The organism is Prevotella sp. AM42-24, from assembly GCF_003461825.1.
Classification (GTDB): Bacteria; Bacteroidota; Bacteroidia; order Bacteroidales; family Bacteroidaceae; genus Prevotella; species Prevotella hominis.
The window spans coordinates 42,899-68,024 of sequence record NZ_QTXV01000014.1 but is presented as its reverse complement, the minus strand read 5'-3'; the positions used below and the strand labels follow the sequence as shown (position 1 = coordinate 68,024).

Sequence of the window (25,126 nt, the reverse complement as noted above, 5' to 3'; positions counted from 1 at the left end):
AATTAACCATAAATGTGTCTATCTATATCAGTATAAGTCATAATGATTGCCAAAATCAATCATCAACAAGAATAACCTTTAACCAGATATTCCATCATAAATAAATGAGACTTCCCAGCATCAGAACCGAGAAGTCTCATTCTTTTTATCTTATTATCTATCAAGTCTTTAAGCCGATATTTTCAATAGAAAAAGAGACTATGAGACTTTTCTACATAAACTTTTCACGTAAGCGAAAACTATTGTCCCTTTCAACGGAAATGCTTATCCCTTAGATAGCATAAAGGAAGGTGCGGATGAACCAGTAGCAAACGATACCTGCGATGTAACCTACGAAAGCAATCCAGGAGATGTGCTTCATATACCAGCCGAAAGTAATCTTCTCCAAGCCCATTACTACCACACCTGCGGCACTACCGATAATCAGCATAGAACCACCTACACCAGCACAGTAGGCCAGCAACTGCCAGAAGACGCCATCCACAGCCATATCACCAGCAGCAGCCACAGGATACATTCCCATACAACCAGCCACCAGAGGCACATTGTCCACGATACTTGAAAGCACACCGATGATACCAGTTACGAGGTAATGGTTGCCATCAAATACGATGTTCAAGCCCTGACCCAAAGCTGTCAATACGCCAATCTCAGCCAAGCAGGATACCGCCATCAGAATACCAAGGAAGAAGAGAATGGTACTCATATCAACACGAGAAAGCAACTTGGTTACTCGCTTCTGAGTTCCTTCTGCATCCTGTCCGCGATGCAAACCGCGATAGAAAATTTCGGTAGCAGTCCAGAGAACGCCCAATACCAGGAGGATTCCTACGAATGGAGGCAGGTGGGTGATACTCTTGAAGATAGGAACGAAGATCAGGCCACCTACTCCGAGCCAGAACACAGCCTTGCGCTGACCCTCAGTGAAATCGCTCACAGATGCATTCTGCTGGGCAGAAGCCTCAGGCATCACGAGTTCGCCCTTCAACATAGTCTGAAGGATGAGAGCAGGAATCACCATAGAAACCACAGATGGGATGAAGATCTCTGCGATAACACCGGCTGCAGTAATCAATCCCTTGTTCCAGAGCATGATGGTGGTAACATCGCCGATTGGTGAGAAAGCACCACCCGAGTTAGCCGCAATGATGACAAGGGATGCATAAATCATGCGGTCCTTGTGATCGGTGACGAGCTTTCTGAGAATCATGATCATCACGATACTGGTAGTCAGGTTGTCGAGGATGGCAGAGAGGAAGAAAGTGAGAATAGCAATACGCCAGAGGAGCGCACGCTTAGACTTGGTCTTCATCACCTTGCGAACCCAGTTGAAACCACCATTCTGGTCTACGATTTCCACGATGGTCATCGCACCCATCAGGAAGAAAAGTGTAGTAGCGGTATCGCCCAGATGTTCCTGAATGATTCCGGTCACCTTCTCCACCATTCCAGCAGCGCCACCTGTATAATCAGGGTGCATCAACTGGAGATACTGCATCGGATCCACCATGTAGAGGGTCCAACAACCTACCAACATCAACAGGGCAATCGCTGCTTTGTTTACCTTTGTCAAGCTTTCGGTAGCTATGAGCGCATAGCCGAGCACGAAAACGACAATAATAGAAATTGTAAGTGTAGCCATTACTTTTTATTTATTATTAGATATTAACTGTTATTCAAAATGAATTTTCTTTCCTTCATGATTTGGTAAGTATTTTTGCCAAACGGATGCAAAGGTACAAAAAGAAAAGCAATAACCACGCAATTCCTTATTATAATTGTATGAAATCGTTTACTTAATTACGGATTTCTTCCCAAACCACAAGAATTCTACGTTACTGTGGCTGAAGCTCATAATTGATTTCACCATCCTGAGGACGATGGATGACTACCAGAGTCTGATAGGTATCGAAAGTCTCATCCCAGCCACCTGTCTTCAGCGGCATCTTGTCGATAGGCACCCAGGCATCACCGGCTCCATTGAAACCATAGTTCACATGCACGAGACCTTTGCTGTTGTAACCATCTATCACGAAGGAATGAGAGAAATAGTTATTTTCTCCATTCTTATAGGATGTTCCGCCATAAAGCACTGGGCGACCGGCACTCAACTCCTTGAAGATAACTTCCTTCCAGAGCTTAGCATCCTGCTGGTTAGGATAGTCGCGATAACCGTAATATTTCACGATATAGCCGAACTTCTTTGCAAAACCGTAGTTCTCAATATCAGATACCTGACTGGTGCTCACATCCGTGCCATACTGCATATTGACAACCTCGCCGCAACGAGCCATCAGGAGAGCTACGGCAGCAGCCTGGGCATCGGTATATTTGCCTTCCTCATAAGAAGGAAGCATATTGTCCCAATCAATCACCGTACCATCAGAGAGCTGAGCTGGATACTTGTAATAATTCAAGATCTGAGCCAGGGATGTAGCCACACAACCCGTAAGGCACTGCTTGCCGTCCTTGGTTGGTGTATCGTTCCAAAATGGCGCATACTGTCCCCAAGTGGTAGTAAGCATGGCTGGCACTTCCGCCTTGCAGCCCTCTGGAATCTCATCCCCATCGCTCCAGGTGAAGTCGTCATAGCCATAAGTATCACCTATCTGATTGCCATCATAATCATAAAGATATGAACAGAACCAAACCTCGCCAGCATACTCATCGCCTGTAAACTGGGAATAGCCTCCTGACGGATAGATGCTCACATAATACTTGCTGCTCAGATAGATGGAATAATAACCATAGTCGTCGGCTGTAATGGAAGGAGTTATCTCGGTAGAACCTTCAGAAACGGTGAAGTTGATGCTATAACCTTCCTCCCCCAACGGATTCTCCAAAGTATAACTGCCATCATCATAATGAACGAGGGTAGCGGTAAACGACTTGCCAAGGGCTGCAGATGTGTAAGTTCCCGTATGGCGCCATACCTCAGCCTTGGTGCGCTCAAATTTCAGTGCGATAGGCTCTGAATCGGCATATTCCGGGTCAGAACTTGTAGCCGTGATATAGATGGTGTATTCACCGATAGCCAGACCGGTAAGAAGCACACTGTTGGTCTCCGTCAGTCCACTCACCTTCTTGCCGTCTGCATCTTGATAGTGGTAAGAATAACCGGTGGCATTCTCCACCTTAGGCCAGGTGATGGTTACACCGCCGTTGGCAGAACTTGCCGAAGGTACAGGGTTAGCCAAAGGAGTTTGGGCTGTGGTAGTAGCGGTAAGGGTGGCGATAGGTGATGTACTCTTATCGCCAGTCAATGCTGCGTATGCCCATACCTTCAGGGTGTAGGTGGTGGTAGGCTCCAGCCCAGTGGCTATCAGGGTTGTACCACTTGTCATATCTCCCAGCACCCGGTTGTCATTGGCATCATACAACTCGTATGCATACTGGGTAGCACCAGCCACAGGCTGCCAGTTGAAAGACAGCGAGGTGGCCTTCGTGATATCCGATGAGATAGCGGGAGCCTCCAACTGTGTCTTTACGACATCATCATCGCTACATGAGCTGAAGCCCAGGCTAACGGCAATGAGGAGGAATAATATGCTATATATCTTTTTCATTCTATTGCTATTTTAATGTTATTTTATTTTCTTCTGTTCATGAAATTCTATTTTGTTCATGAAATTATAGATTGCTCATGATTTCCCATTTCACTCCTATGGATTCCACATCACTTCGATATAGTTGTAGCCTTCAGAAGTTCCATCGGTATAATCTGTGGAATAAGTAGCGAATACACAATAACCCAATTTGAAGGAGACATAGGAATAATCACCATAACCGATATAAGAGTTCATGATGCAGAGGGAAGACACGGTCTTGTCGCCCACCGTCCATGAAGGCCATTCACCCTTGCTGGAATCATAGAGGTAATAGCCATCTACGGTTCCGTCATTATAACTGTAATAATTGGTATATGGCAGTATCTTGTTGTAGGAAGTTGCTCCCGATGCCACACCACCTACCAGGAACACCATGTCCAGACCGGAACCTACGAAATCCTTGATGCGATAGCGGTTGGTGCTACCCAGGCGCTCGATATCCACAGTCCACTTCTGCTGGTTTCCGTTGATGGTCCAGGTCATATCCGCATCCTTGACGTATGTTTTCCAGGAAGCCTGCAGTGCATAACCGCTAAAATGGGAAGTACCCTTGAACTGACTGCTATAGTGATCAGCGTAAGCCTCATCAATGGCAAGGTCGAAGGAATACTTCTTATCCTCCTCCATTTCTCCCACCCCGATGGTGAGAGATGCCGTCTTCTGACCAGCTTCAAACTTCACCGATGACGGGATGGTGAGTCCCTCACTTGCCGATTTGCAGACGATAGGCACCTCGGCAGCCTCACTGTCATTCACACGAGACACCTTCAATTCTATCTCTGGCTGTTCGCCAGGACCACAAACATAGTCGGCAGTATTGTCGGCATCGAAATACACCTGCATACTGTTGGCAGGGGTTGGCGCTCCAGGCTGGTAGTCATCATCGCTATCACAGGCTGTAAATCCTGCACCTATAGCCAGCACCATCAATATCTGATATATGAACTTTTTCATAATTTCTAATCTAAATCCTTTTATAAATGAATCCGAAATCAATAATCCGTCTGAGAGGTCGCAGCATTCGTTGGGTCTGGATTGAGCACCACGGCTGTATTCTGGTCACGCTCATAGTCGTAGATGTAATAGTTGAGCCATGGAGCCACCTTGCCTTCCTTGGAATTGAGCTGGGCAGAGGCTGGATAATTGCTGCCATCATAATAACGCTGGATGCGCATACCGAGACGCTTGCGGTCGAAATAGACAAGTCCCTCACCCCAGAACTCGATGCGTTTCTGCACCATCAGTTCCTGGATGAAAGCATCCATATCGGTAGCAGCACACTGGTATGAACCATCGGTATAACGATAGGTGTTCATGAAATCAGTCAAGACCATCTTGCCTGCCTCCACGTTCTGTGTGTGTGCCTTAGCCTCAGCCAGGATAAAGTACATTTCCTCTACACGCATCAGAGGTATATCGAAAAGCATCGCTACATTGTAATCGGTCTGATTGCCAGAGCTCATGCGGAACTTCATGCCGGCATAAGCTGGGAGATCCTGCCACTGGTCTGACTTGAGGATGGATTTATACTTAGAAGGAACCGCTGTGGCATTCACATCAGAAGGATCCACCCATGTAGTCTTGCGCCAGTCGGCATCAGGCATCTTCTCATAGAGAGACTTGTCGATGCAGCGATATGTGCCCATACCACCCCATGTGAGATTAGGAGCCTCAGAACCCATCCAGCACAACCATGAATACCAATAGTAGGTCAACATATCCTTGTCCTGCATAGAAGCAGACCACATCCAGGCACCTGTAGCAAGATTGAAGCCCGTCTTCTCATTGTGCCACTCGTCGCTGCTCAGCGGAGCATAGCCATCGAGCGCCATCGCCTTCTGTGCATATTCTGCAGCCTTGGCATAGCACTCATCAGCGGTGGTCACACCCAACTTAGCGTAGCCATCAGCATCTTCCTCATGAGCGAGCTGGGTAGCCAAGTCTTCTGGATTCTTCTCAAAACGGGTAGCCATCTCCAGCCACAGACGAGCCTCCAGTCCATAGACCACGCTCTCATCTGGCTGTGTCTTGTTGGCACGTTCAAAACCCTTCATCTCTGATTCCGCCAACTTCAGGTCGTTCAGGATGAAACGATACATGGTATAGAATGGAGCACGAGGATTATTCTTAGACTCCTTGGCGGTTGTCTTCTCTGTCACGATAGGCACGGTGAGTCCAGCCACCTTGCTTTTCTCTGCCTGAGCATCCAAACTGCTGAAGCCCGTGGTCTTGTACTCAAACATACGGGTCATGTCGAGATAAGCCAATGCTCTGTAGGCACGAGCCGCACCGGCGTATGCCTTCTGGTCAGAATCATCAGAACCGAACTTCTCCACCATGTTGTTGGCATTGCTCACCAGGTCATAATAATAAGAATAGGTATAGAGCGAGAACATATTGAGCGAGGTGCCGTCGGCTATCCATGCCAAGTAATCATTGGTGACATTGCTAACAGGCTCATCGCCACCCAGGATGTCACGTATCAGCATCTGACTTGGATAACCCCAGTCGTATGCTACCTGTGCTCCGTTATAAGAGAACTGCTCCACCATTTTGGCATTCAAGCCGTTGAGTAATATCTTGCCAGGGTTCTTGGCAGTTTGCATCTGCTCACCTGTCGCATAATCAGTAGGAAACTCTTCCTCTATACAACTCTGCATCAAGGAAGAAGCAGCCAATATCATGAATGGCATCACAGCCATCTTCTTTATTTTCTTGTTCATCATCATAATCGTCCTTTTGTTTGAGAGTTAGAATTGGAGTGTTACACCAGCAGAAATGGTACGTGTGAACGAATAGTTTTCTGTACCAGGAGAACCTGCAGAACTGGTTCGAGGATCAAGACCCTTGCGCTTGGTCCAGAGACAGACATTATCTGCAGAGGCATAGACACGCATCTTGCTGAAGCCCAACTTGCTCGACCATACCTTAGGGAATGTATAGCCCAGGTTGATGTTGTTCAGGCTCAACCAGCTACCATTGGTCAGGAATCGGTCGGAAGTAGAGTTGGAATAGTCATCACCAAACTGGAAACGAGGTATATTGGAAGAGGTATTTTCCTCTGACCATGCCTTGAGCACATCCTTATGGAAATTGTAACCCAGACTGGTGGATGTAGGGCTGCCCATCAGGTTTCTGTATCCCTCATCAAGCACCTTGCCACCGATGGAATAGGAGAAATTGAACGCCAAGTCGAATCCCTTGAAATTCACACTGGTACCAAAACCACCATAGATATCAGGAGTTGGATTGCCACAGTTATAGTCTGTCGCATCATTATAAGTGGTGGTGGTCGTAGTATTACCCTGTTCATCGGTCACATACCACATAGACTGTCCATCCTCTGCCACACCTGCATACTTTGGCATACGCCAGGTGTACATCGGAAGTCCCTCACCATAGAAGTAGAATTCACTTACATATCCGCCATGACCATCCAATGTACTGTTGATATTGTCTGGATTCAGAGAGACGATTTTATTGCGATAATGGGTGGCATTGAGATTGATGTTCCACACCAGATCCTTGGTACGGATGGCATCATAAGAGAGGGAAAGTTCCACACCCTTGTTTACCATATCGCCTACATTGTCATAGATACCATCATAGCCGTATGACTTAGGATAATAGACATAGCAGAGCATATCGGTGGTCTTGCGATAGAAATATTCCAAGCTACCTGTCAGGCGATTATTGAACATACCGAACTCCACACCTGCATTGACATTGGTATTGGTCTCCCAAGTGATGTTAGGATTACCCTTGGAACTGACGGTAACAGCCACCTCGCCATTATTATTGCGCACCACATAGAGGTCGCGGTAGAGGTTGCTGCCGATACCATCATTACCCTGCTGACCGAAGGAAGCCTTCACTTTCAGCATATCGAGCCATCCCTTGCTGCTCTCCATCCATTTCTCCTTGGTGAGAATCCAAGCACCACCGAAGGAATAGAAACTACCCCAGCGATGACCTGGAGCAAAGTTGGAAGATGCATCACAGCGATAGGATGCCTGGGCAAAATACTTGCCGTCATAATCATACATACCACGGAAGAAATAGCCCTCGGTATTATATTTTGACTGATTGGAACTGCCGTCCTGAACCTTGATGGCACCGCTCAATTCCTGGTTGTCGAAATAAGAGAACATACCAGAACGCGTAGCACTTACGCCCTCGTCTGTAGAAGTAGAATTCTCATGACCGAAGAGCAGAGTCATATTGTGATTGCCAAAGCTATGGGCATAATTGATGAGTTGCTGGAAGTTGGTTGCAAACGTACGACTATGGCTCTTGCTCACCTGTCCCTCCGGATAAGACATTGCGCCCCATCCATAGAAAGGCTGGTAGGTAGAGGTATAGCGATACTCATAATCACTCACCGTGCCATTGAGAGTCAACTTCAATCCCTTGACAAATGTAGGAGTGATGTCGGCAAAACCAGCCAAAGAGAAGGAATTAGCCACTGAATTATTGGTCTGCAACTGGTCATCCTTCAATGAGTTAATCTGCTTTGCCACTACGCTACGCACAAGTCCATTGACTGCGCCATCACCATAGTCACACATCTTACCATTCTGGTCGGTCATGATATTGCCCTCACCATCACGAATATAAAGAGGATAAATCGGAGCTATACGGCTCGCTGCATAGAAGACATTATAGCCAGAGTTAGAACCAGCCTGGTCGGTATTGGTATGTGCATAGTTCACATTGCCACCCACCTTCAACCATTCGTTAGCCTTCAAGGTTGACTTCAGATGGGCGGTATAGCGCTTGATACCAGAACCATAGGCAATACCAGGTTCATTGAGATAACCCAAGGAAGCATACATCTGAGCCGCATCGTTACCACCATTCACGCTCACATTGTATTCCTGACGCAAGGTGTGACGCATAGACTCGTCCAACCAGTTGTCTGGAGTGACAGTATATACCTTACCCTTATAATATACACGATTGCCAAGAGTAGCATTCGGATTCAGCTTGCCATTATCACCGATGAGATACTGACCGTCTGGCACTGCATAACAGAGATAACCCAAACCGCCATTGGAAGTATCGCTGCTGATAATAGATTTGTTGGCTGCGGCATGGGCTGCATAAGGAGTCATGCCATTGGCGATATTATTGCGATAAACAGCACCATACTGCAACTCATAATATTGTCCTGGATCGGAAATCATATCATAATCCTGGGTGGCACGGCTCGTGCTGCCCCACTTGGCATCCAGCGTAACCACGGTTTTGCCCTTCTGCGGATTCTTAGTAGTAATCATGATGACGCCATTGGCACCACGGGCTCCATAAAGAGCATTGGATGCAGCATCCTTCAATACGGTCATGGAAGCCACATCGTTTGGGTTGATATCATTCCATGAACCAGAGAATGGTGCACCATCCAGGATAATCAATGGTTCCTGGTTGGCATTGATAGAACTGATACCACGAATCAAGAAAGAAGGAGTGGCAGAAGGATCACCTGAAGACTTGTACATCTGCACACCAGCAACCTGACCTTCCAAGGCATCAGCTACATTATTTACAGGACGCACGGCTATTTTGTCTGCATCCAATACACCTGCTGAACCCGTGAAAGAGGATTTCTTCTGCTCACCATAAGCCACGACAATGACTTCATCGAGCTGGCGGTCTTGCGAGTGCATGTTTACCTTCATGCCCGGAGCAGCCTTCACGGTCTGGGAGTCCATACCGAGATAACTGATCACGATTGCCTCGCCCTGTTTTACACTTGGCAGACTGAACTTACCGTCAATGTCGGTCACAGTTCCTGTCTTAGAACTTTTTACCAAAATCTGGGCACCCACTACGGGATCTCCATTCTCATCGAAGACCTGTCCTCCAACTGGTCCGGAAGACTGTGCCAGCACTTGCCCCGAAGCAGCCAGCAACAGGGAAGCAAATAAAACCTTCATTCTCATATTATCTATCACTTCTTATATTTATTATCCTCACATAATCTTAAAACACATCAATATATATACCATAATATATATAAATTTATATAAGCTTTCTTATATATTCACTTAGCCTGTTTTATAATATGCTACGTTTATATGTCATGCTGCATTATTTTATAAAAGATTTCATAAAATATGTATTTAGATGCAAAGGTATAACAATTCCAGCAAAAAGCCAAGCAATATTTCTTATTTTTGAGGTTTTTCATATCAGAAAGATATTTTTCACGACAAAATAACGCCCAAATGCAATATTCTGTTTAGAAATATCACAAAATGAGCTTACAAATCTCTTCTAAAAACACAGTCATTTGCCTGACCGTCGTAGATACCTCATCGACGATGCTGTCTATGAGAAAGTTGAAACACGGAAAATGAAAGTTTTAAAAATTATTAGGAAAAGAATGATGATAGTTACATAAAAAATCGTATCTTTGCATTTCATAAAATATGTAACATAAAACATGGAATAGATATAAAACGTTATGGAACAGCTGAATAACCCATTTGTTATCTACGGATATAAGGGAACAGAATACTTCTGCGACCGCAAGAAAGAGACGGATCTCATCATGAAGGCTTTGCAGAATGAGCGCAACATCGTCCTCATCTCTCCTCGACGCATCGGAAAGACGGGACTCATACACCATGTCTTTGAGAACATCAGCAAGCAGGAGCCAGAGACGCATTGTTTCTATCTCGACATCAATGCCACGAGAAATCTGAGCCAATTCATCCAATTATTGGCAAAAACGGTTATCGGGAAGGTTGATACTTTCTCGCAAACTGCCATGCGCAAGATTACCACTTTCTTTGCCGGCTACAAGCCTACGATGTCGTTTGATGAGATGACGGGAATCCCTACGTTCTCGATTACGGTTTCACCAAGCCAGAGCGAAGATTCTCTCAAACATATCTTCGAGTATCTGAAACAATCGGAGAAACGAATCTATATTGCCATAGACGAGTTTCAGCAGATAGCCGAATATCCTGAAGATGGCACAGAGGCCCTGCTGCGCTCCTACATCCAGTTTTTGCCGAATGTATATTTCATCTTTGCAGGCAGTAAGCAGCACATGATGACCGACATGTTCCTGTCGGCAAAGCGACCATTCTATCAGAGTTCGCAAATTCTCAATCTTCCCCTCATCAACCTGGATGAGTATCATCGTTTTGCCAACAGATGGATGGGAACCCGTAATCTGACTATGAATCATGATACCTTTGCCTATCTATATAATAAGGTGGATGGTCAAACCTGGTATATACAGGATATTCTGAACCGACTCTATCAGAACGGAAAGGAAATAACGACAGCGGAAATAGATGATGTAACCCTGGAATTGGTGAACGAGCAGGAAGTGGCATTCGTGAATTACTACGATTCCCTTACTGACAATCAGGCAGCCCTTCTATCTGCCATTGCTCAGGATAAGGCTGTCACCTCCATTCTTTCGCAGGATTTCATCAGCCGCCACAACTTGCCTGCTGCCAGCAGCATAAGTCTTGCTCTCAAGACGCTGATCAATAGAGAATTCATCTACAAGTACAATGGCAGCTATATCATCTACGACCGCTTCTTCGGGATGTGGTTGAGGAAGAACTGCGCTGGAAATTAATCATTGCAAAAAAAATCCGAAACAGATAGCTGTCAATGCTTCTGTTTCGGATTATCTTTTCGTATTCTTTCTTATTCTTCCTTAAAATAGATGATTGGCTTCCATCCATTTCTGGAAGACCACATTTCCCCAATGGTCAGGCAGAGATTCACCTGCACAACATTATCTTTCATGTCTTACCCTTTCCTTCTTTTCATTCATTTTCTTCACTTGGCTAGGCAGCATTGGCAGTGGCGGCAAGAGTTTCTCTGCTTCCTGCAGGAATCCGATGCTTCTCAACAGAGAAAGAATAGTGCCAAAACCTATGTTCTTAGCTTCGATGGCAGCACCAACTGGATGAGCGGTTGGACCAACTTTGATCCTCAGATTGCAAAGTACTAAAGAAGAATAGCTAATTTCTATTTTGACTATAAGGTTTTTTTTTATTGGGGCATAGCGCAGTGATTTGCGCCATGCTTTTTTGTTGGGTTATGGAAGAGAATGCGGTATACCCCATTCAATAGGGTTCAACATACCTAAAATGCACAAAGGCAGTCTGCTAACAAAGTTCCTCTGTCAAATAACGAGAGGCCAAAGCTTCTATGTCTATCTTGTCTGATTTTTGAATTTCTTCAATGACAGCGTCTGTGCAATCATCATTCATTACCACACCTACAGCTTCGCTTGGAGTAAGGTTACATTCTTTTGCTATATAACAAGCAATTTCACCTAATACATTTTCATAATTATACTTATTTCCCATATTCTCAATCTTTAATGAGTTCATTAATAGCCTTTTGTGTACAAAAGCAATATTGTATATAGCTAAGTCCAAATTGGGATATTCTGGAAACCAGAATACTCAAGTTGCTTTCATCAAGATAAGCTTCCCCACATAGGCGTATATAGTTTTTTATTTTCTGATCAATGAAAGCATCTGCTACGGGTCCAATAACAATATCGTAGTCATGCTTGAATCCGTTTTCTTCCCTGTTCTGGAGAATGAACTTTGCCCATTCAGTTGTGAATCCTTAAAAGATTTTAATTGAAGCCCTTTTTCCTCACCTATTTTAGGATAAAACAGGAACGCATTGACTGTAATTTTTCCTCCATGAAGAAAAGTGCTGCGTTTGCCCATTTGCCAAGCTCTTTTCCAATTGGGAGTGAGATAGAATCCTTTGCCAAAATCGTTTTTCCCTTTGCATTTGGAGAGATCAGGAGTAAGAATCTCTGTATTATTTCCATGCAGCAATCTCATGACGCCATTATCCTCCTTTCCTTTTTCTTAGCTTTTGCAATATGGTTATTGCAAATACGAGTCAAATCCTCTATGATCTGTTCCCTTGGCAGAGTCTGCTCTATTTCCCAATTCTCCTCCAAAAATCTGATGCCTTGATTCTTTTGGAGGAAATTGAAAGCTTTCTGTTTGGTAATTTTCTTGTCCTCTGCAAACCAGCAAGCTGCAACTGTGACAAAGATTGTTGTCTTCATCATAGTCTCTGCTGACGGATACTGACTGTCTATATGTACACTCAGTTTCTCACCCATAGCTTCCAGGAGGACGGAAGCATCATCTATAGAAATATTGGTCTTGCCACTCTCAATCTTACTGATGCTGCTTTTGCCCAACCCCACATATTTTCCAAGAGCCTCTTGCGATAGCCCTTTTTCCTGACGAACTTTTTTCACTATGCCACCCAGAATATTATCCGTATTATCGAATTTCTTTTTCATATCTGTCCTTTTTTGAGCAAAAATAGCCAAAGTTTCTCAAACAAGCAACTTTTTTTTAACTTAAAGTTGTATAAAAAAGAACTTGAAGAAGATATTTCATATTTTGCCTATATGTTTCAAAAAGATGCATATCTATCTTCAGACGTTGACGTCCTGTTTTAGGACGTCAACCTCCATTTATCTTATGATCTTAATCCATGAACTTAAGCATGTCCTGGCGTCGTGGCTTTGCCTCCGGCGATTCATCTGGGTATCCCAAGGCGATGCAGTAGAGCTGTTTGTAGCCCTTGGAGAATGCCATGCGGAAGAAAGCAGGCATAGATATCTATTACAGATTAACTCAATAATATGATTTGAATCATCACTTCTTGATTCTGATGACAGGAGCTATATCGTTCAACCTTTTGGAAGGAAGAGTTAAGATAAGTCCTTCTACAGTACGGGTAAAAGGTATTTTGCCATAGCCCAACAACTCTACCCTATTAATCTTTTTTGGAAAAAGATTACTATTCAGAGCCAATGACTTGACGATAACCTTTTGCTCTGAAGGCCATGCCAGCATAGTTACATACAGAGCCTTGGAAGTTTGCGTGAAACGTTTTTCCTCTGAAGTAGCATGGGTATAAGAACCTTCATTGAAACCCTGTGCATTAATTTTTATGTCAGACTCTGCGATAGGACCTTCTCCAAAGACCTTCCAAGGTTGCGTCTCATAGATAGCTTCTTTGTTGATGTCCATCCATGCACCAAACTCATTCAAGATCTTTTCTTCTTTCTCATCAAAGCTGCCATCTGCCTTAAGAGGAACACTGAGCAATAAATTTCCATTCTTGCTAACAATATCTACCAGTAGCTTGACTACTGAAGCAGCCGACTTATAGCCATTGTTCTCATAGATTGATGTATTGTAATGCCATCCGCCAATGCAAGAACATGATTGCCATGGAGTTTCCTGAATCTTATTCGGAGCACCTCGTTCTACATCCCAAACCAGTCCCTTGCGTTGATTTTCATCCAAAATCTTACCAAACATCACAGCTTCCAGCTTGCCTTTATGAGTAGCCATATTGTGATTATAGAAATGAGCAGCAATCTTCAGACCAGCATCACTAACAGGATAAAAAGGTACCGCTGTTACATCAAAGTAAATCAAATCAGGATTATACCTGTTGATAGCATCAACAGTTCTATTGTAAAAATTGGTACAGAATTTCTGAGAAGGAATTGCGGCACCATTCCCCCATGCCCATTGACGATGGATCATACCATCTGCCCAACTACCTTTACTCATAGGGTGATTCTGTGCATATAAATCCTGAGGATCATATCCTTCCCACCATTTTCCCTTACCGTCAGCTTTGGTCAATGTACCATCATAGCTTACCCCCATCTTGTCACCGTTTCTATCATAACGTTGTGATGGTTCATACCAGGTCCAGGCATGATCTGCATGGAAGCTAATTCCAAAAGGAAGATTATATTTCTTAGCTGCCGCTGCCCAACCTGCCGAAATGTCTTTTTTAGGTCCCATATTCATTGAGTTCCATGGCTGATATTTACTATCCCAAAGATCAAAGTTGTCGTGATGATTGCCTAAAGCAAAGAAATATTGAGCACCAATTTTCTTATAAAAGGCAACCAACTTATCTGGATTCCATTTTTCTGCCTTGAACAGCGGCAGCAAGTCTTTGAATCCAAATTCAGACGGATGACCATAATGCTCAACATGATATCTATATTCTCGGCTACCCTCAATATACATAGAACGTGCCATCCAATCACCAGTTCCTTCCACACATTGAGGTCCCCAATGTGCCCAAATTCCAAACTTCGCATTTTTAAACCAATCTGGAACTTTGTAATTACTCTCTAAAGATTCCCAGGTAGGCGTAAATGTACCTTTCATCATGGGTTCGTCTGCCTCAGATACCGGCACCTGATATGCTTGTGCTAATGTTACCTGTACCATCGCAAAAATGGCACCTACTATAAAGAATATTTTTTTCATACCGTTTCTATTTTGTTGTTATAAAATAACAGTTTACTAAACCAGCTGCAAATTTACATAATATTTCCGAATTATAAGTCAGTATGAATAAAAAAGCACAATGATTTCCCTCGAATTGTGCGAAATTAGCTTTTTTTTGAAAAAATCAAGACCACAACTGCAAAAACAGCCATCAACGTGCTCTAAGTCACAATAATTTTTACTATCTTTGAAGCAGTGTTCATTAACCAAGTTTTTAACTTCAAAAAATTAGGCTTATGAAAGCAGTATGTGGTCTTGACGTGCACAAAGATAGCATTTATCTTTGTATTTTGCACCCTGATGGTGAATTATTTGAGCAAGTTTTCGGAGTTTTAACATTTCAACTGCATGAAATGTGCAAATTGCTCAAAAAAACACCATGTTTCAGAAGTTTCAATGGAAAGTACCAGCATTTACTGGATACCAACCTGGCGTGTGCTGTCTCCTCATTTTACACTCCGCCTTGTCAATCCGTATTTTATCAAGCAACTTCCCGGTCATAAGAGTGACGTGAAGGATGCTCAATGGATAGCAGAGTGTACAATGAAGGAACTGGTAAATGGTAGTTTTGTACCTCCTGAGATTATTCAGCAACTTCGCCAATATGACCGTAGAATCTTTGACCTCAATGAGGAAATTGTGCGTAAGGAATCCAAAGTGGATGCAGTACTCCAACGGTGCAACATCCGCTTGAGCAACTATGTCTCCAACATAGAGTGCAAGAGTTACAGAACCGTCGTGCGCAGGCTCTCGGAAGGTGTCACCGACCCACAGGAATTGATCAAAGAGATTCATGGACGCATCATCAACAAACATGGCAGAGAAACTATACTTGCCTCTATGGAGGGAGTTGTCTCCCAAGCCGAGATAGATGTCCTTCGCCAACTCCGTGAGGAAATAGACATTGCCGAGAGCCACAAGAAAGAATGCCAAGACAAAATGTCGGAGATATGCCAGAAATACTTCCCAGAGGAACTCAGACGCTTGCAAACAATCCCAGGCATAAAGGAACGTGCCGCAACATCATTGATCGCAGAGATCGGTACAGACATGAGCAAGTTCGAGACGGCAAATCACCTTGCTGCCTGGAGTGGATTACGCCCAAGAAATGATGAGTCCAACAAGAAAGTAAAGTCCCGCAAAACGACACACGGCAACAGCTATCTCAGAAGAACCATCATCCAATGTGCATGGGCTGCCAGTCGGCAGAAAGACTGTTTCTTTAGTTGGTTCTCCTATCACCAGACTGTAGTGAGAAGAAAAAACAAGATGAAAGTCATTGTGGCTGTGGCGAGAAAAATGCTCGTTGCTGTTTGGCATGTCCTACATGACAATGTCGAATATATCGACTTCAAGCATGATTGTGAAGAGTCCGCAAACAACGGATGATCATAATATACCTTCCATGAAAAGGCTACTATCTTTGTGATGGTCACACCTCGTCTGCAAATTAACTCATGTCATGGAGGGCTATGGAAGTCAGTATGAGTATAACTCGAAGAGGAAAGTATACTGATAGTAACATTTGCATGAATGTGCAAGTGTGTGATGTTGCGTGCCTATTTTTCCTGCTATATGCAAATTTACTGGTTTTAGTTACCCTATGCGAGGGAAATCATTATCTTTTTATAGAGGAAAGATACATAGATTTGTACGTAGTTGATGGGATTTTATAATGCAATAATAGCACAATATTGATTTTTCACATAATCAGCATTGTAAACTGGAAATAGCAGAATTATTGTTGATTACAGACAATCAGCCAATCAAGGAGATAGCCTATGATTTAGGTTACAATGATCATTCGTACTTTATACGCCTATTAAAAAAAATAACAGGCATTACTCCAATGGCATATAGAAAGAGCATGAGATAAAACTGCTTATCCAATAGGTTGACGTCCTGTTTTAGAACGTCAACCTTCATTTGCCTTAATCCATGAACTTTATCATATCCTGGCGTCGTGGCTTTGCCTCCGGCGATTCATCTGGGTATCCCAGGGCGATGCAGCAGAGCAATTTGTAACCCTTGGAGAATGCCATGCGGTCGAGGTAAGGCTTGGCTGATGGAGAATCCTGTATCCAACGGGCGAACTGCCCAGGCAACAGGAACCGATGCCCTTTGACCATGCTGCAAGAATGATGTTCTCGCCAAGCAAACCGCAATCAATCTGCGCCATATCATAAGTAGTATCATAGGCGATGCAAACCACGCATGGTGCATTCACGAAGATGTTCTTGAAGCCCTTGCGCTCTGCTATCTTAGGATTATCCTTTACCACGGCTTGGGTTATCGAATCGATAAGTGCAGGAGAATCTATCACTCTGATTTCATACGACTGCAGATTCTGTCCGTTTGGCGCATGGATGCCGCATTTCAGAATCTCGTTCAGGGTATCACGGCTGATAGCGGAATCCTTGTAAGCACGAATGCTTCTGCGACTCATCATCAAGTCGGTTACCACACTTGCTGAATCAACGTTGGCTGTTGCCTCCGGAAGTCTGCTCTCATTGCAGGCAGTCAACATCAGTGCAGCTGCCAATCCTAAAAATATCTTCTTCATATGATTCATTGTATGATTAAACCTATATTTCAATTAGTATATACCGTGCAAAGATAGCAACAAATACTGATATTCAAGAAGATACGTTATAACTTTTTAGAGTTTTTATTATTCATTCTGCCATTCTTTTAATAAGAATATATCATAGCCAAACATTTTCCACCTATTTTGCTAGAATTTTCCAAAAACTTCGTATCTTTGCAATGGCCTTATGCAAGATAAACTGTTTATAAAATCATCAAGCGTAGAATTATGGAAAGAAAAAGTTATTCTATAGATATAAATCGCATTGCACAATATGCCATGTATGCATATTGCATTTTCGCATTGTTTTCGCTGGCATTTTCTGTTTGCAGACAAGCGGGCTTATCCTTCAGAACAAGTCCCATCCTGATTCCAATAAGTCCCATCCTGGTTACTATCAAGCAACTGGTCTTGCAGCTCGCCCCTATAGCTTTATGGGGAATATTCCGCTACACGCTACCGGCAGGCGTAAAATTGCTACGACGCTGCAGCGAGTTGATGGTACTTTACTATGTGCTCTCATTCATCCTGGGCCAATGCTTCAATCTTCATCTCGTAACGATGATGCAGAACGGACAGATTACCCAAATGGCTTCCATACTCACCTGGACAGAAAGCACGATGGGTCTGATTTCCGTCATCGCCTCCCTGATAGCCGGCTGTCATCTGTGCAACAAGCACAGGGGCAACATGCGCAAACTGGGCATAGCCCTTGTCCTGGTTTTCATCGCATGGCTGATATGCTCAAATATACTCCCTGCGGCAGTGTTTTATCTGGCAGGTAACACCCAGCAGGCTGCCTTCACCTGCATGAATCTCATCAGTATGATAACCACAACATCGGCTTATATATACGCATACTATAGGATGTTTCGGGCAATAAAAACTATAGGATGTATCGGGCAATAAAACTAAATAAATACAAATTCTCGGATATACAGATTACAGAAAGGTTATCAGTTTTACAGAAAGTGTTATCAGTTCTACAGAAAGAAAATTGCAATACACTGCAAATCTCACTCAGAAGCACAAGAAATTTGCAATACACTGCAAATTTCTCGAAAAAGTTTCGTATATTTGCAGCGCATTTCATTTTTAGCAATCAAGATAGAATGCAAAATGAATAGCAAAGTGAATAAATAGAACATAAAGAGAATATGATAGAGCGCAAAGAATACATAAATCTCCTGGAGAAATGGAGAGATAAGAAGGCCATCAAGGTAGTAACAGGCATACGACGCTGTGGCAAGTCATCGCTGCTGAGAATGTTTAGGGAGAAACTTCTCTCGGACGGAGTATCCGAAGAACAAGTACAGAACCTCAACTTCGAGGATCTCGACAACGAACCGTTCCTCGATTATAAAATTTTGTACGCGCACGTAAAGCAGAACCTGTGCCCAGACAAGATGAACTATCTCTTCTTTGACGAGATACAGATGGTGGAAAATTTCCAGAAAGTGATAGACAGCCTGTTCCTGCTAGACAACGTAGATATTTACGTTACTGGCAGCAATGCCTACCTGCTCTCCGGCGAAATAGCCACCCTGCTCACCGGAAGATACATCGAAATCAAGCTCTTCCCTTTCTCCTTCCGAGAATTCATGCAGACGCAGCCTGCCCATACTTCCCGAGAGCTCGCCTATCGCCAATACATCGAACTGGGTTCCTTCCCATACATTCCCCAAATCAGCCAAGACCGAGAGATGGTGCGTGAATACCTGTCAGGTCTCTACAACACCATCGTACTGAAAGATGTGGTGAGCCGCAAGAAGATAACCGATGTGATGATGTTGCAAAGTGTGGTAAGATTCCTTGCTGACAATATAGGCAACATATCCGTAATCAAGCGCATCAGCGACACCATGACCTCGCTGGGCAGAAAGACTACATCTCATACGATAGAAAACTACGTCTCTGCCCTCACCGACAGCTATATCTTCTACCCTGTGCAGAGATATGATGCCAAGGGTAAGCAGCTATTGAAGACTGGACAGAAACTTTATCTTGCCGACGTAGGGCTACGCCAAGTCATCAATGGCACCAAAGGTGGCGACTTGGGGCACGTACTGGAGAACATCGTGTATCTGGAACTAGCACGACGAGGCGGAGAAATCTATGTAGGCAAAGCCGGTGATGCAGAAATAGACTTCGTGGTAATCATTGGTGAACACAAGGCATACTATCAGGTATCGCTCAGCGTAAGGGATGAGACCACGATGCAGAGAGAATTGGCCCCCCTGAAGTCCATCTCCGACAATTTTCCAAAATATCTGCTTACACTGGACAACGACCCCGTCCAGTTTCATGATGGAATCAAGCAAGAATATGTGCTCGACTGGCTTATGGAATGACACTCAACACCATCAGGAATCATATCCCTATCATCTTATATACCCCTCCTGCTCATATCCTCTGCGATAATGATGAATCATATTGACCAACGGCTGAAGGCGGACATCCGTTACTGCCATATTCTTGAATTTAGCATATTGCTGATTGTAAAGCGCAGCATTGCCTTCGGCCAATCTTTCCTCGATATCAGATGGCAACAGGAAGGAAGACCGATTACCCAGATGGGCATAAATTTCTGAAAGATAGATATGAACTCCTGCCAGATCGAAATCGCCAAAATGAACGTAACGATTGGGGATGCGGAGAAGCCATGACCTGAGATGCTCCAGATTTTCCTGTGGATAACGGCAGACAAACAAGAGTTGCTTACCAGGAAACAGAGCATCGAAAAGCCAACGCTGCGACCGAATCTGCATGAAATTCTCAGCATTCTCCATACCCACAACTATCACATCTTCCTGTATCTCGAAAAGATCCGGCTGATTGATGAAAACAGAGCTGCCCTCCATCGGCTGAAGTCTGAATGGCTTTCCATTCAGCATAGCATCTATCCGAACATAGCAATCTATCAGAAAGCCACGAAATGTATTCACCTTCTTAGCCTTTGAATCACCTACCATCCTAACCATATCTGCCCTCGTCTGCATAGAGGAAGAAGCAGAAATCCATTCTTCTAAAGAACATTTCAAGCCAAACTCCTGCGATAACAGGGTACGGCAACTCTCTCGCATGGCCTCGGCTATGCGATATTTGCATCTACTCCCATTACTCTTTAACATCAACAATCCTTCCTGCCTCAGCAAAGCCGTCATGCGAAGAGACAGCTTCGACGAAGCAATCTCCTCACCCTTCAACATCGCTAATATCTGTCGGGCATCACCCAATCCTAACTTTTCCATATTATCAAGTATTTCATATCATCAAATGTTTCATATCATCCGATATTTCTACACGCAAGAGGTTTTATAATCTCTTAATCAATTGAGTAACCTTAGTATTTGCCCTATTGTCTTTGCTGAGCAGATAGGTGTATTTATAATCCTCCACATTATAGGTAGTTGGCGAACTGTTCACCAGCAGGATGTTGCGGCGATTGGCAAAATCGAGGATTCCCTTCACATTGTTAGGATGCAACTTGCCTATCTCGTCCATCATGCAATGAATCTTGAAATCGCCCGATTTCTTCGATGCCTTCTCCTTAAACACATTGATGAGCATGATATTAACCATCGCCTTCACCAAAATGTCGGTGCCATCAGAACCCACATTCGCTATCTTCTCTACCCATCCCGTATCATTGTCATTTTCTTTGATGCGGAACTCCAACTTGAAGGTGTCAGCCACCTGCAACTGCTTGCGGTTAGGCTCATCCAGAAGTCCCTTCATAAAGGCAAGCAGATATTTCACCGCCTTGGCATTCACATCCTGTCGTGACTCAGTGGCAAAGAGATCCATCTCTCCCATATTGAATTGATTTTCTTCTGCAAAGTCTCTGATACGCAAGAGGAGAAGCATCAACTGGTCGTTGGTCTTCAACGGACGCAAGGCGATTTCCCTAATAACACCTGCGAAATTCCGCTCCTCGAAATCGTGGTTGATATCGTTGATGGTCTTGCCGATATCGCCTTCCCGACGGGTCAGATCGCCCACTTCCTTGGAGATTCGGAAGATGATATCGGTATATCTTCCACTGATGCGCTTCTGATATTCCGAGATTTTATCATTCTCCACAAACTCGCAGAGATTGGATGCGAAAGCGATGAACTCCTCTTCCGTTACCGGACTTACATTGAAATGGAAGGTGTTGTGAGCAGAGAACATACCTAAGAATTGCTGAGATTGCTTCTTGAAGTTGTCGAGCGAACGACCATCCTCATAGATTTGGCGCTTCAATTCTTCCACGATAGTCAGACAATCCTTGGTAGTGATCTTCTCCTCTATTTCATTACTTTCCAATGGGCACAAGGTTTCGTCACGTCTAAAACTCCTCACTGCATTCAATCCTGCATCCAGCTTTTTCAAAGCAGTCTGCTGCTTAGTCAGTTGACTCTGTGCCTCAGACAATTGCAATTGAAGGCGTTCACTGCGCTGCCTGAATTTATCTTCAATCGCCATCAAAGCCTCAGCCTTGTTTTTCCGTTTCTGCCTTACGGAAGTTTCCTGGTCAAAGAGTTCTATCTTGTCGTTTCGGTAAACCGCCACCACATCACGATTCTTCCTGATAAACGCCAACTCAGCATCCAGTTCTGCTATGCGCTTGTTGTAAGCATCCAAAGTCTGGGTATCCATACCCTTGCCATGCAGTTCATCGCGCTGGGCTTTCAGGAGTTCCTGTTTGCGAGCATCCACCTGGTTCTGCTTCTCTTCTATCTGCGCCTGAATATCGTTGGCAAAGACTTCAAAAGTCTGCGTTTCCTGCTTAACCTGTCTGTTGTATTCCGTTTGGAGAGCTTTTAGCTTGCGCTGCAAATCCATCTCCAGTTGGTGTTTATTCTCTTCCTTCTTCACCTTATCGGCAACCAGCGCATTCTGCTTATCTTCCAATTCAGCCAGCTGTTGGCTGCGCCATTTTTCCAAACGTTTTTCCAACTCCAGCGCTTGCGTTTTGAGCTTCTTTTCCGTCTGAGGCAGCAGTTGCATTTCAGCCTTTTTAGCATGAAGCGATTCATTCAGCTTTCTTATCTGAAGCAGATATTTTCCCTTCAAGGTTTTATGATTCTCCTCATGCTGGTTCAGTAAATCATTCAGCTGCTTGATGATGTCAGCACGAAGTTGTTCCTTTTCAGCGAGTTGCTCCTTCAATTCCTTGGGAGTTCTGAATTTTCGCTCTACGGCAGTCAGATTGATATTTACGCCATAGAGAGAAGCCGCTGATGAAGATGATGACAATGCTGATGAATCAGCAACCAATTGCGGATTCAATACATCATTATATAGTATCGTTTCTTCATCCACCACTTTTCCAATATTCTCCTGCCATCCCTTCCTGTTTTGATCGAGCCATTCAGAAAACGAACCTTTACTCTTATCCAGAAGATTCTGAATTTTCCGGATTTCAGCCTCAACATCAGTTTTCTGTTTTTGGGGAGCATCGAGCGATGCCTGATATTTCAGTTCTGCTATTTCCAATTCATTCTGAGCTTCCTGACGCAAGGTTTCAATGCGCAGTTCCACTTCCCTTTTCTCGGTTTCTACCTGAATTTGTCTGGCTGTAAATTCAGCAAACTCCTTTTCGTTTGTCTCCATCTCACGGGCAAAAGGATTCTCGTGAGCCACCTTTGCCTTCTGAATCTTCAAGGCAGTTTCCTCATGCACCAGTTGCGCAATCATCTCGTCCACAGACGAAGTTTTTTCCCAGAACACCTCTCGGGTTTCCGTTTCAGCCTTTCTCCATTCCTGCATCAGGACTTCCTTCTGGGTCATCAAGGCTGCCTGATGTTCATTGAGCAAGGTGGTCTTGCTGTTTCTGAAAGCACGCAAATCCATATCCAGCTGTTCGAGCAGAGCCTTATACTTATCCACCACGTTCTGATAGGATTTCTCCAGTTCTGCCTTCATCGCTTCCTGTCGCTTGCGCTCTTCTTCGATGATGGTTTCCTGCTCTACTCGCTGCAAGATATCTTCTATATGAATTTCCTCATAATGTTTACGCTTGTCGGCAGTTTTCTTCAACTGCGCATCGAGTACACCCAATTCACGGGAGAGTTTATCACGCTCCTTTCCATATTTTTCCTGTTCCTCACCTATCAGTCGATTTACCCGGTTGCATTCCGCCTCACTTTCCTGGATATCAAGACGATACTGCGGCAGGAGTTCCTGTGCCACACGCTCTGCATAATTGAGTTCCCGGCGTCCCTCGCCAATCAGTCGGCGATTGTTCAGCAAGGTGCGATAAGCATCTATCACCTTATCAGCCATTCTGCGAACCAGCACCTCGCCATTCTTCTCCTTCTTTGTCCAAAGACTTACATCCTTATATTCCTGTTCAAACTCCTTAATCTGTTCACGATAAAAGTTGAGATCAATGCAGTTATCCTCATCACTCATCGAGCGGATAATGGTATTCTTGATGAAATCGGCATCCAATTTGGTATTGAGGAAGACATTCTGGATAGTGCGAGGGATATTCTGATACTTGGCACTCTCTACAATGGCATACTTGCGAAAAGGCTGAAGTTCCAGGCGACGATTGTTGCCGAAGATGATGTCACGATACATCTCATAACTGCTTACGAGCGAAGATATATCATGTTTCTTACCCACCTGCTCACGTATCTGGTTCCACTCGCCATACACCTGTTTATGCTCATCGATAAACCATTTGCTATCAAACGGGGCATCGATGAAACGGAACATCACTCGTCCCTGATTCTTCAAGGCAAGAACACAATAAGCCCCATTCTCACGCATCACCTCATAAACGATGTATGAATTGGGATAAGGAAAATAAAAGGCATCAAACGATTTTTTCTCCTTCGGAATGCCCAAGCGCAACTTATCTGCATTATAGAAGAACAGCAGCGCACGGAGCAAGGTACTCTTACCCACACCCTGGGTGCCGATGAAATGAACATTTCCATCGAGTTTCACCTCAGCATATGGGATATGGGCACTATTCAGAAATATGATTTTATTCAGATATCTCATGGCTGTTCCTCCTCTTCTTTTTCTTCAGTATCATCGGTAATAGATATGCAATCTATCAACTCCTCGATATAATGGAATGAAGCCAATACCTTCCAGGTTTTCTCCACTTCATCCTGCTGCTCAATGAATCCCATTCGTTCCAATTCACTGATCAATTTCTCCACTATCTCATCATACGATTTTTTCTCGCTGAAGAGTTTTCCTGCCAATTCCTTCAGTTCCATATCGCAATTGATTCTCACCACGATATCTGCCGCAGAGAATACCAAACCTGATCCGAAGGCAGAATTATAAGTCTTCAGAAAGGTGAGATAATCTATCCACTTGCTCACCGCTTCCAACTTGCGCTGCAAATCCACCTTCGTTTCCTTGCGAGTGAAAAAGAAATAACCATCACCCGCTTCCAGATGAAAACCGATACCATTGTAATATTCATCATATTCAGTCTGTTGCTCCTCTATGGCATCATAATATCGCTTAATTTTCGTCTGAACACTATTGTTGGAAATAAATCCGCCTCTGCTCAGAATATTAAAGATTTCTTCTGTATAGTTCAATTTATTCATTGTTCTGTCTTCTTTTATCGTAGA

Annotated in this window: 17 protein-coding genes and 3 pseudogenes; 6 read left to right on the top strand and 14 right to left on the bottom strand. The window is 44.0% G+C overall.

The genetic code is table 11. The annotated features are described in order from the left end of the window. Positions 1-271 precede the first annotated feature (271 nt). From nhaD to DW917_RS06610, 5 genes are all read right to left on the bottom strand, one after another. Positions 272-1,642, bottom strand: a complete 1,371-nt coding sequence (gene nhaD, locus DW917_RS06630) for a sodium:proton antiporter NhaD (RefSeq protein WP_118117234.1) — start codon at positions 1,640-1,642, stop codon at positions 272-274. 193 nt (positions 1,643-1,835) lie between these two features. Beyond that, the gene (locus tag DW917_RS06625) at positions 1,836-3,566 is read right to left on the bottom strand and encodes a C10 family peptidase (RefSeq protein ID WP_118117233.1); all 1,731 of its coding nucleotides are present in this window, start codon (positions 3,564-3,566) and stop codon (positions 1,836-1,838) included. A 96-nt stretch (positions 3,567-3,662) separates the two neighbouring features. Then, the gene (locus DW917_RS06620; protein ID WP_118117232.1) at positions 3,663-4,562 is read right to left on the bottom strand and encodes a hypothetical protein; all 900 of its coding nucleotides are present in this window, start codon (positions 4,560-4,562) and stop codon (positions 3,663-3,665) included. A 38-nt stretch (positions 4,563-4,600) separates the two neighbouring features. Further along, the gene (locus DW917_RS06615) at positions 4,601-6,337 is read right to left on the bottom strand and encodes a RagB/SusD family nutrient uptake outer membrane protein (protein ID WP_118117231.1); all 1,737 of its coding nucleotides are present in this window, start codon (positions 6,335-6,337) and stop codon (positions 4,601-4,603) included. A 21-nt stretch (positions 6,338-6,358) separates the two neighbouring features. Then, complete coding sequence (locus DW917_RS06610; RefSeq protein WP_118117230.1) at positions 6,359-9,550, bottom strand: TonB-dependent receptor; 3,192 nt, start codon at positions 9,548-9,550, stop codon at positions 6,359-6,361. A gap of 524 nt (positions 9,551-10,074) precedes the next feature. Between DW917_RS06610 and DW917_RS06605 the strand changes: the two genes are divergently transcribed. Beyond that, positions 10,075-11,208, top strand: a complete 1,134-nt coding sequence (locus DW917_RS06605; RefSeq protein ID WP_118117229.1) for an ATP-binding protein — start codon at positions 10,075-10,077, stop codon at positions 11,206-11,208. 210 nt (positions 11,209-11,418) lie between these two features. Beyond that, positions 11,419-11,589 carry a hypothetical protein gene (locus DW917_RS06600; protein WP_158570074.1) on the top strand — a complete coding sequence of 57 codons (171 nt, stop codon included), beginning with the start codon at positions 11,419-11,421 and terminating at the stop codon, positions 11,587-11,589. 157 nt (positions 11,590-11,746) lie between these two features. Here the strand turns inward: DW917_RS06600 and DW917_RS06595 are convergent, their stop codons facing one another. The 5 genes and pseudogenes from DW917_RS06595 to DW917_RS06575 form a co-directional block, all read right to left on the bottom strand. After that, on the bottom strand, positions 11,747-11,950 hold the full coding sequence (locus DW917_RS06595) for a hypothetical protein (protein ID WP_118117227.1): 204 nt from the start codon (positions 11,948-11,950) through the stop codon (positions 11,747-11,749). A 4-nt stretch (positions 11,951-11,954) separates the two neighbouring features. After that, positions 11,955-12,445: pseudogene (locus DW917_RS18135) on the bottom strand (DUF3990 domain-containing protein). Further along, positions 12,442-12,921: a helix-turn-helix domain-containing protein gene (locus tag DW917_RS06580; protein WP_118117224.1), complete on the bottom strand. Its 480-nt coding sequence runs from the start codon at positions 12,919-12,921 to the stop codon at positions 12,442-12,444. Before DW917_RS06580 ends, DW917_RS18135 begins: the two are co-directional and overlap by 4 nt. Positions 12,922-13,111: 190 nt before the next feature. Next, the gene (locus tag DW917_RS18070; protein WP_255415320.1) at positions 13,112-13,240 is read right to left on the bottom strand and encodes a hypothetical protein; all 129 of its coding nucleotides are present in this window, start codon (positions 13,238-13,240) and stop codon (positions 13,112-13,114) included. 42 nt (positions 13,241-13,282) lie between these two features. Further along, positions 13,283-14,929, bottom strand: coding sequence for an alpha-L-fucosidase (locus DW917_RS06575; protein ID WP_118117223.1), 1,647 nt, complete (start codon positions 14,927-14,929; stop codon positions 13,283-13,285). A gap of 257 nt (positions 14,930-15,186) precedes the next feature. Here DW917_RS06575 and DW917_RS06570 point away from each other — a divergent pair. Together DW917_RS06570 and DW917_RS06565 are read left to right on the top strand one after the other, a co-directional pair. Further along, a pseudogene (locus DW917_RS06570) lies at positions 15,187-16,339 on the top strand (IS110 family transposase). 304 nt (positions 16,340-16,643) lie between these two features. Continuing rightward, entirely contained in the window at positions 16,644-16,826 is a 183-nt protein-coding gene (locus DW917_RS06565; RefSeq protein ID WP_118117222.1) for a helix-turn-helix transcriptional regulator, read from the top strand. 55 nt (positions 16,827-16,881) lie between these two features. Here DW917_RS06565 and DW917_RS06560 read toward each other — a convergent pair. Further along, positions 16,882-17,513: pseudogene (locus DW917_RS06560) on the bottom strand (nitroreductase family protein). Between the two features lie 252 nt (positions 17,514-17,765). Here DW917_RS06560 and DW917_RS17065 point away from each other — a divergent pair. Continuing rightward, on the top strand, positions 17,766-18,446 hold the full coding sequence (locus tag DW917_RS17065; RefSeq protein WP_147344129.1) for a hypothetical protein: 681 nt from the start codon (positions 17,766-17,768) through the stop codon (positions 18,444-18,446). A 248-nt stretch (positions 18,447-18,694) separates the two neighbouring features. Further along, a complete protein-coding gene (locus tag DW917_RS06555) occupies positions 18,695-19,888 on the top strand; it encodes an ATP-binding protein (RefSeq protein ID WP_118117221.1) in 1,194 nt (397 codons plus the stop codon). A gap of 30 nt (positions 19,889-19,918) precedes the next feature. On the opposite strand, the gene DW917_RS06550 is transcribed toward DW917_RS06555, so the two are convergent. From DW917_RS06550 to DW917_RS06540, 3 genes are all read right to left on the bottom strand, one after another. Beyond that, the gene (locus tag DW917_RS06550; protein ID WP_118117220.1) at positions 19,919-20,788 is read right to left on the bottom strand and encodes a hypothetical protein; all 870 of its coding nucleotides are present in this window, start codon (positions 20,786-20,788) and stop codon (positions 19,919-19,921) included. 64 nt (positions 20,789-20,852) lie between these two features. Beyond that, entirely contained in the window at positions 20,853-24,536 is a 3,684-nt protein-coding gene (locus DW917_RS06545; RefSeq protein ID WP_118117219.1) for an ATP-binding protein, read from the bottom strand. Continuing rightward, entirely contained in the window at positions 24,533-25,093 is a 561-nt protein-coding gene (locus DW917_RS06540) for a hypothetical protein (protein ID WP_118117239.1), read from the bottom strand. Before DW917_RS06540 ends, DW917_RS06545 begins: the two co-directional genes overlap by 4 nt. Positions 25,094-25,126: the final 33 nt, after the last annotated feature.

What these genes read in the sequence shown, in the direction of transcription:
- nhaD (WP_118117234.1), bottom strand. Translation starts at nt 1,642, where the DNA reads ATGGCTACACTTACAATTTCTATTATTGTCGTTTTCGTGCTCGGCTAT.
- DW917_RS06625 (WP_118117233.1), bottom strand. Translation starts at nt 3,566, where the DNA reads ATGAAAAAGATATATAGCATATTATTCCTCCTCATTGCCGTTAGCCTG.
- DW917_RS06620 (WP_118117232.1), bottom strand. Translation starts at nt 4,562, where the DNA reads ATGAAAAAGTTCATATATCAGATATTGATGGTGCTGGCTATAGGTGCA.
- DW917_RS06615 (WP_118117231.1), bottom strand. Translation starts at nt 6,337, where the DNA reads ATGATGATGAACAAGAAAATAAAGAAGATGGCTGTGATGCCATTCATG.
- DW917_RS06610 (WP_118117230.1), bottom strand. Translation starts at nt 9,550, where the DNA reads ATGAGAATGAAGGTTTTATTTGCTTCCCTGTTGCTGGCTGCTTCGGGG.
- DW917_RS06605 (WP_118117229.1), top strand. Translation starts at nt 10,075, where the DNA reads ATGGAACAGCTGAATAACCCATTTGTTATCTACGGATATAAGGGAACA.
- DW917_RS06595 (WP_118117227.1), bottom strand. Translation starts at nt 11,950, where the DNA reads ATGGGAAATAAGTATAATTATGAAAATGTATTAGGTGAAATTGCTTGT.
- DW917_RS06580 (WP_118117224.1), bottom strand. Translation starts at nt 12,921, where the DNA reads ATGAAAAAGAAATTCGATAATACGGATAATATTCTGGGTGGCATAGTG.
- DW917_RS18070 (WP_255415320.1), bottom strand. Translation starts at nt 13,240, where the DNA reads ATGCCTGCTTTCTTCCGCATGGCATTCTCCAAGGGCTACAAACAGCTC.
- DW917_RS06575 (WP_118117223.1), bottom strand. Translation starts at nt 14,929, where the DNA reads ATGAAAAAAATATTCTTTATAGTAGGTGCCATTTTTGCGATGGTACAG.
- DW917_RS17065 (WP_147344129.1), top strand. Translation starts at nt 17,766, where the DNA reads ATGGAAAGAAAAAGTTATTCTATAGATATAAATCGCATTGCACAATAT.
- DW917_RS06555 (WP_118117221.1), top strand. Translation starts at nt 18,695, where the DNA reads ATGATAGAGCGCAAAGAATACATAAATCTCCTGGAGAAATGGAGAGAT.
- DW917_RS06550 (WP_118117220.1), bottom strand. Translation starts at nt 20,788, where the DNA reads ATGGAAAAGTTAGGATTGGGTGATGCCCGACAGATATTAGCGATGTTG.
- DW917_RS06545 (WP_118117219.1), bottom strand. Translation starts at nt 24,536, where the DNA reads ATGAGATATCTGAATAAAATCATATTTCTGAATAGTGCCCATATCCCA.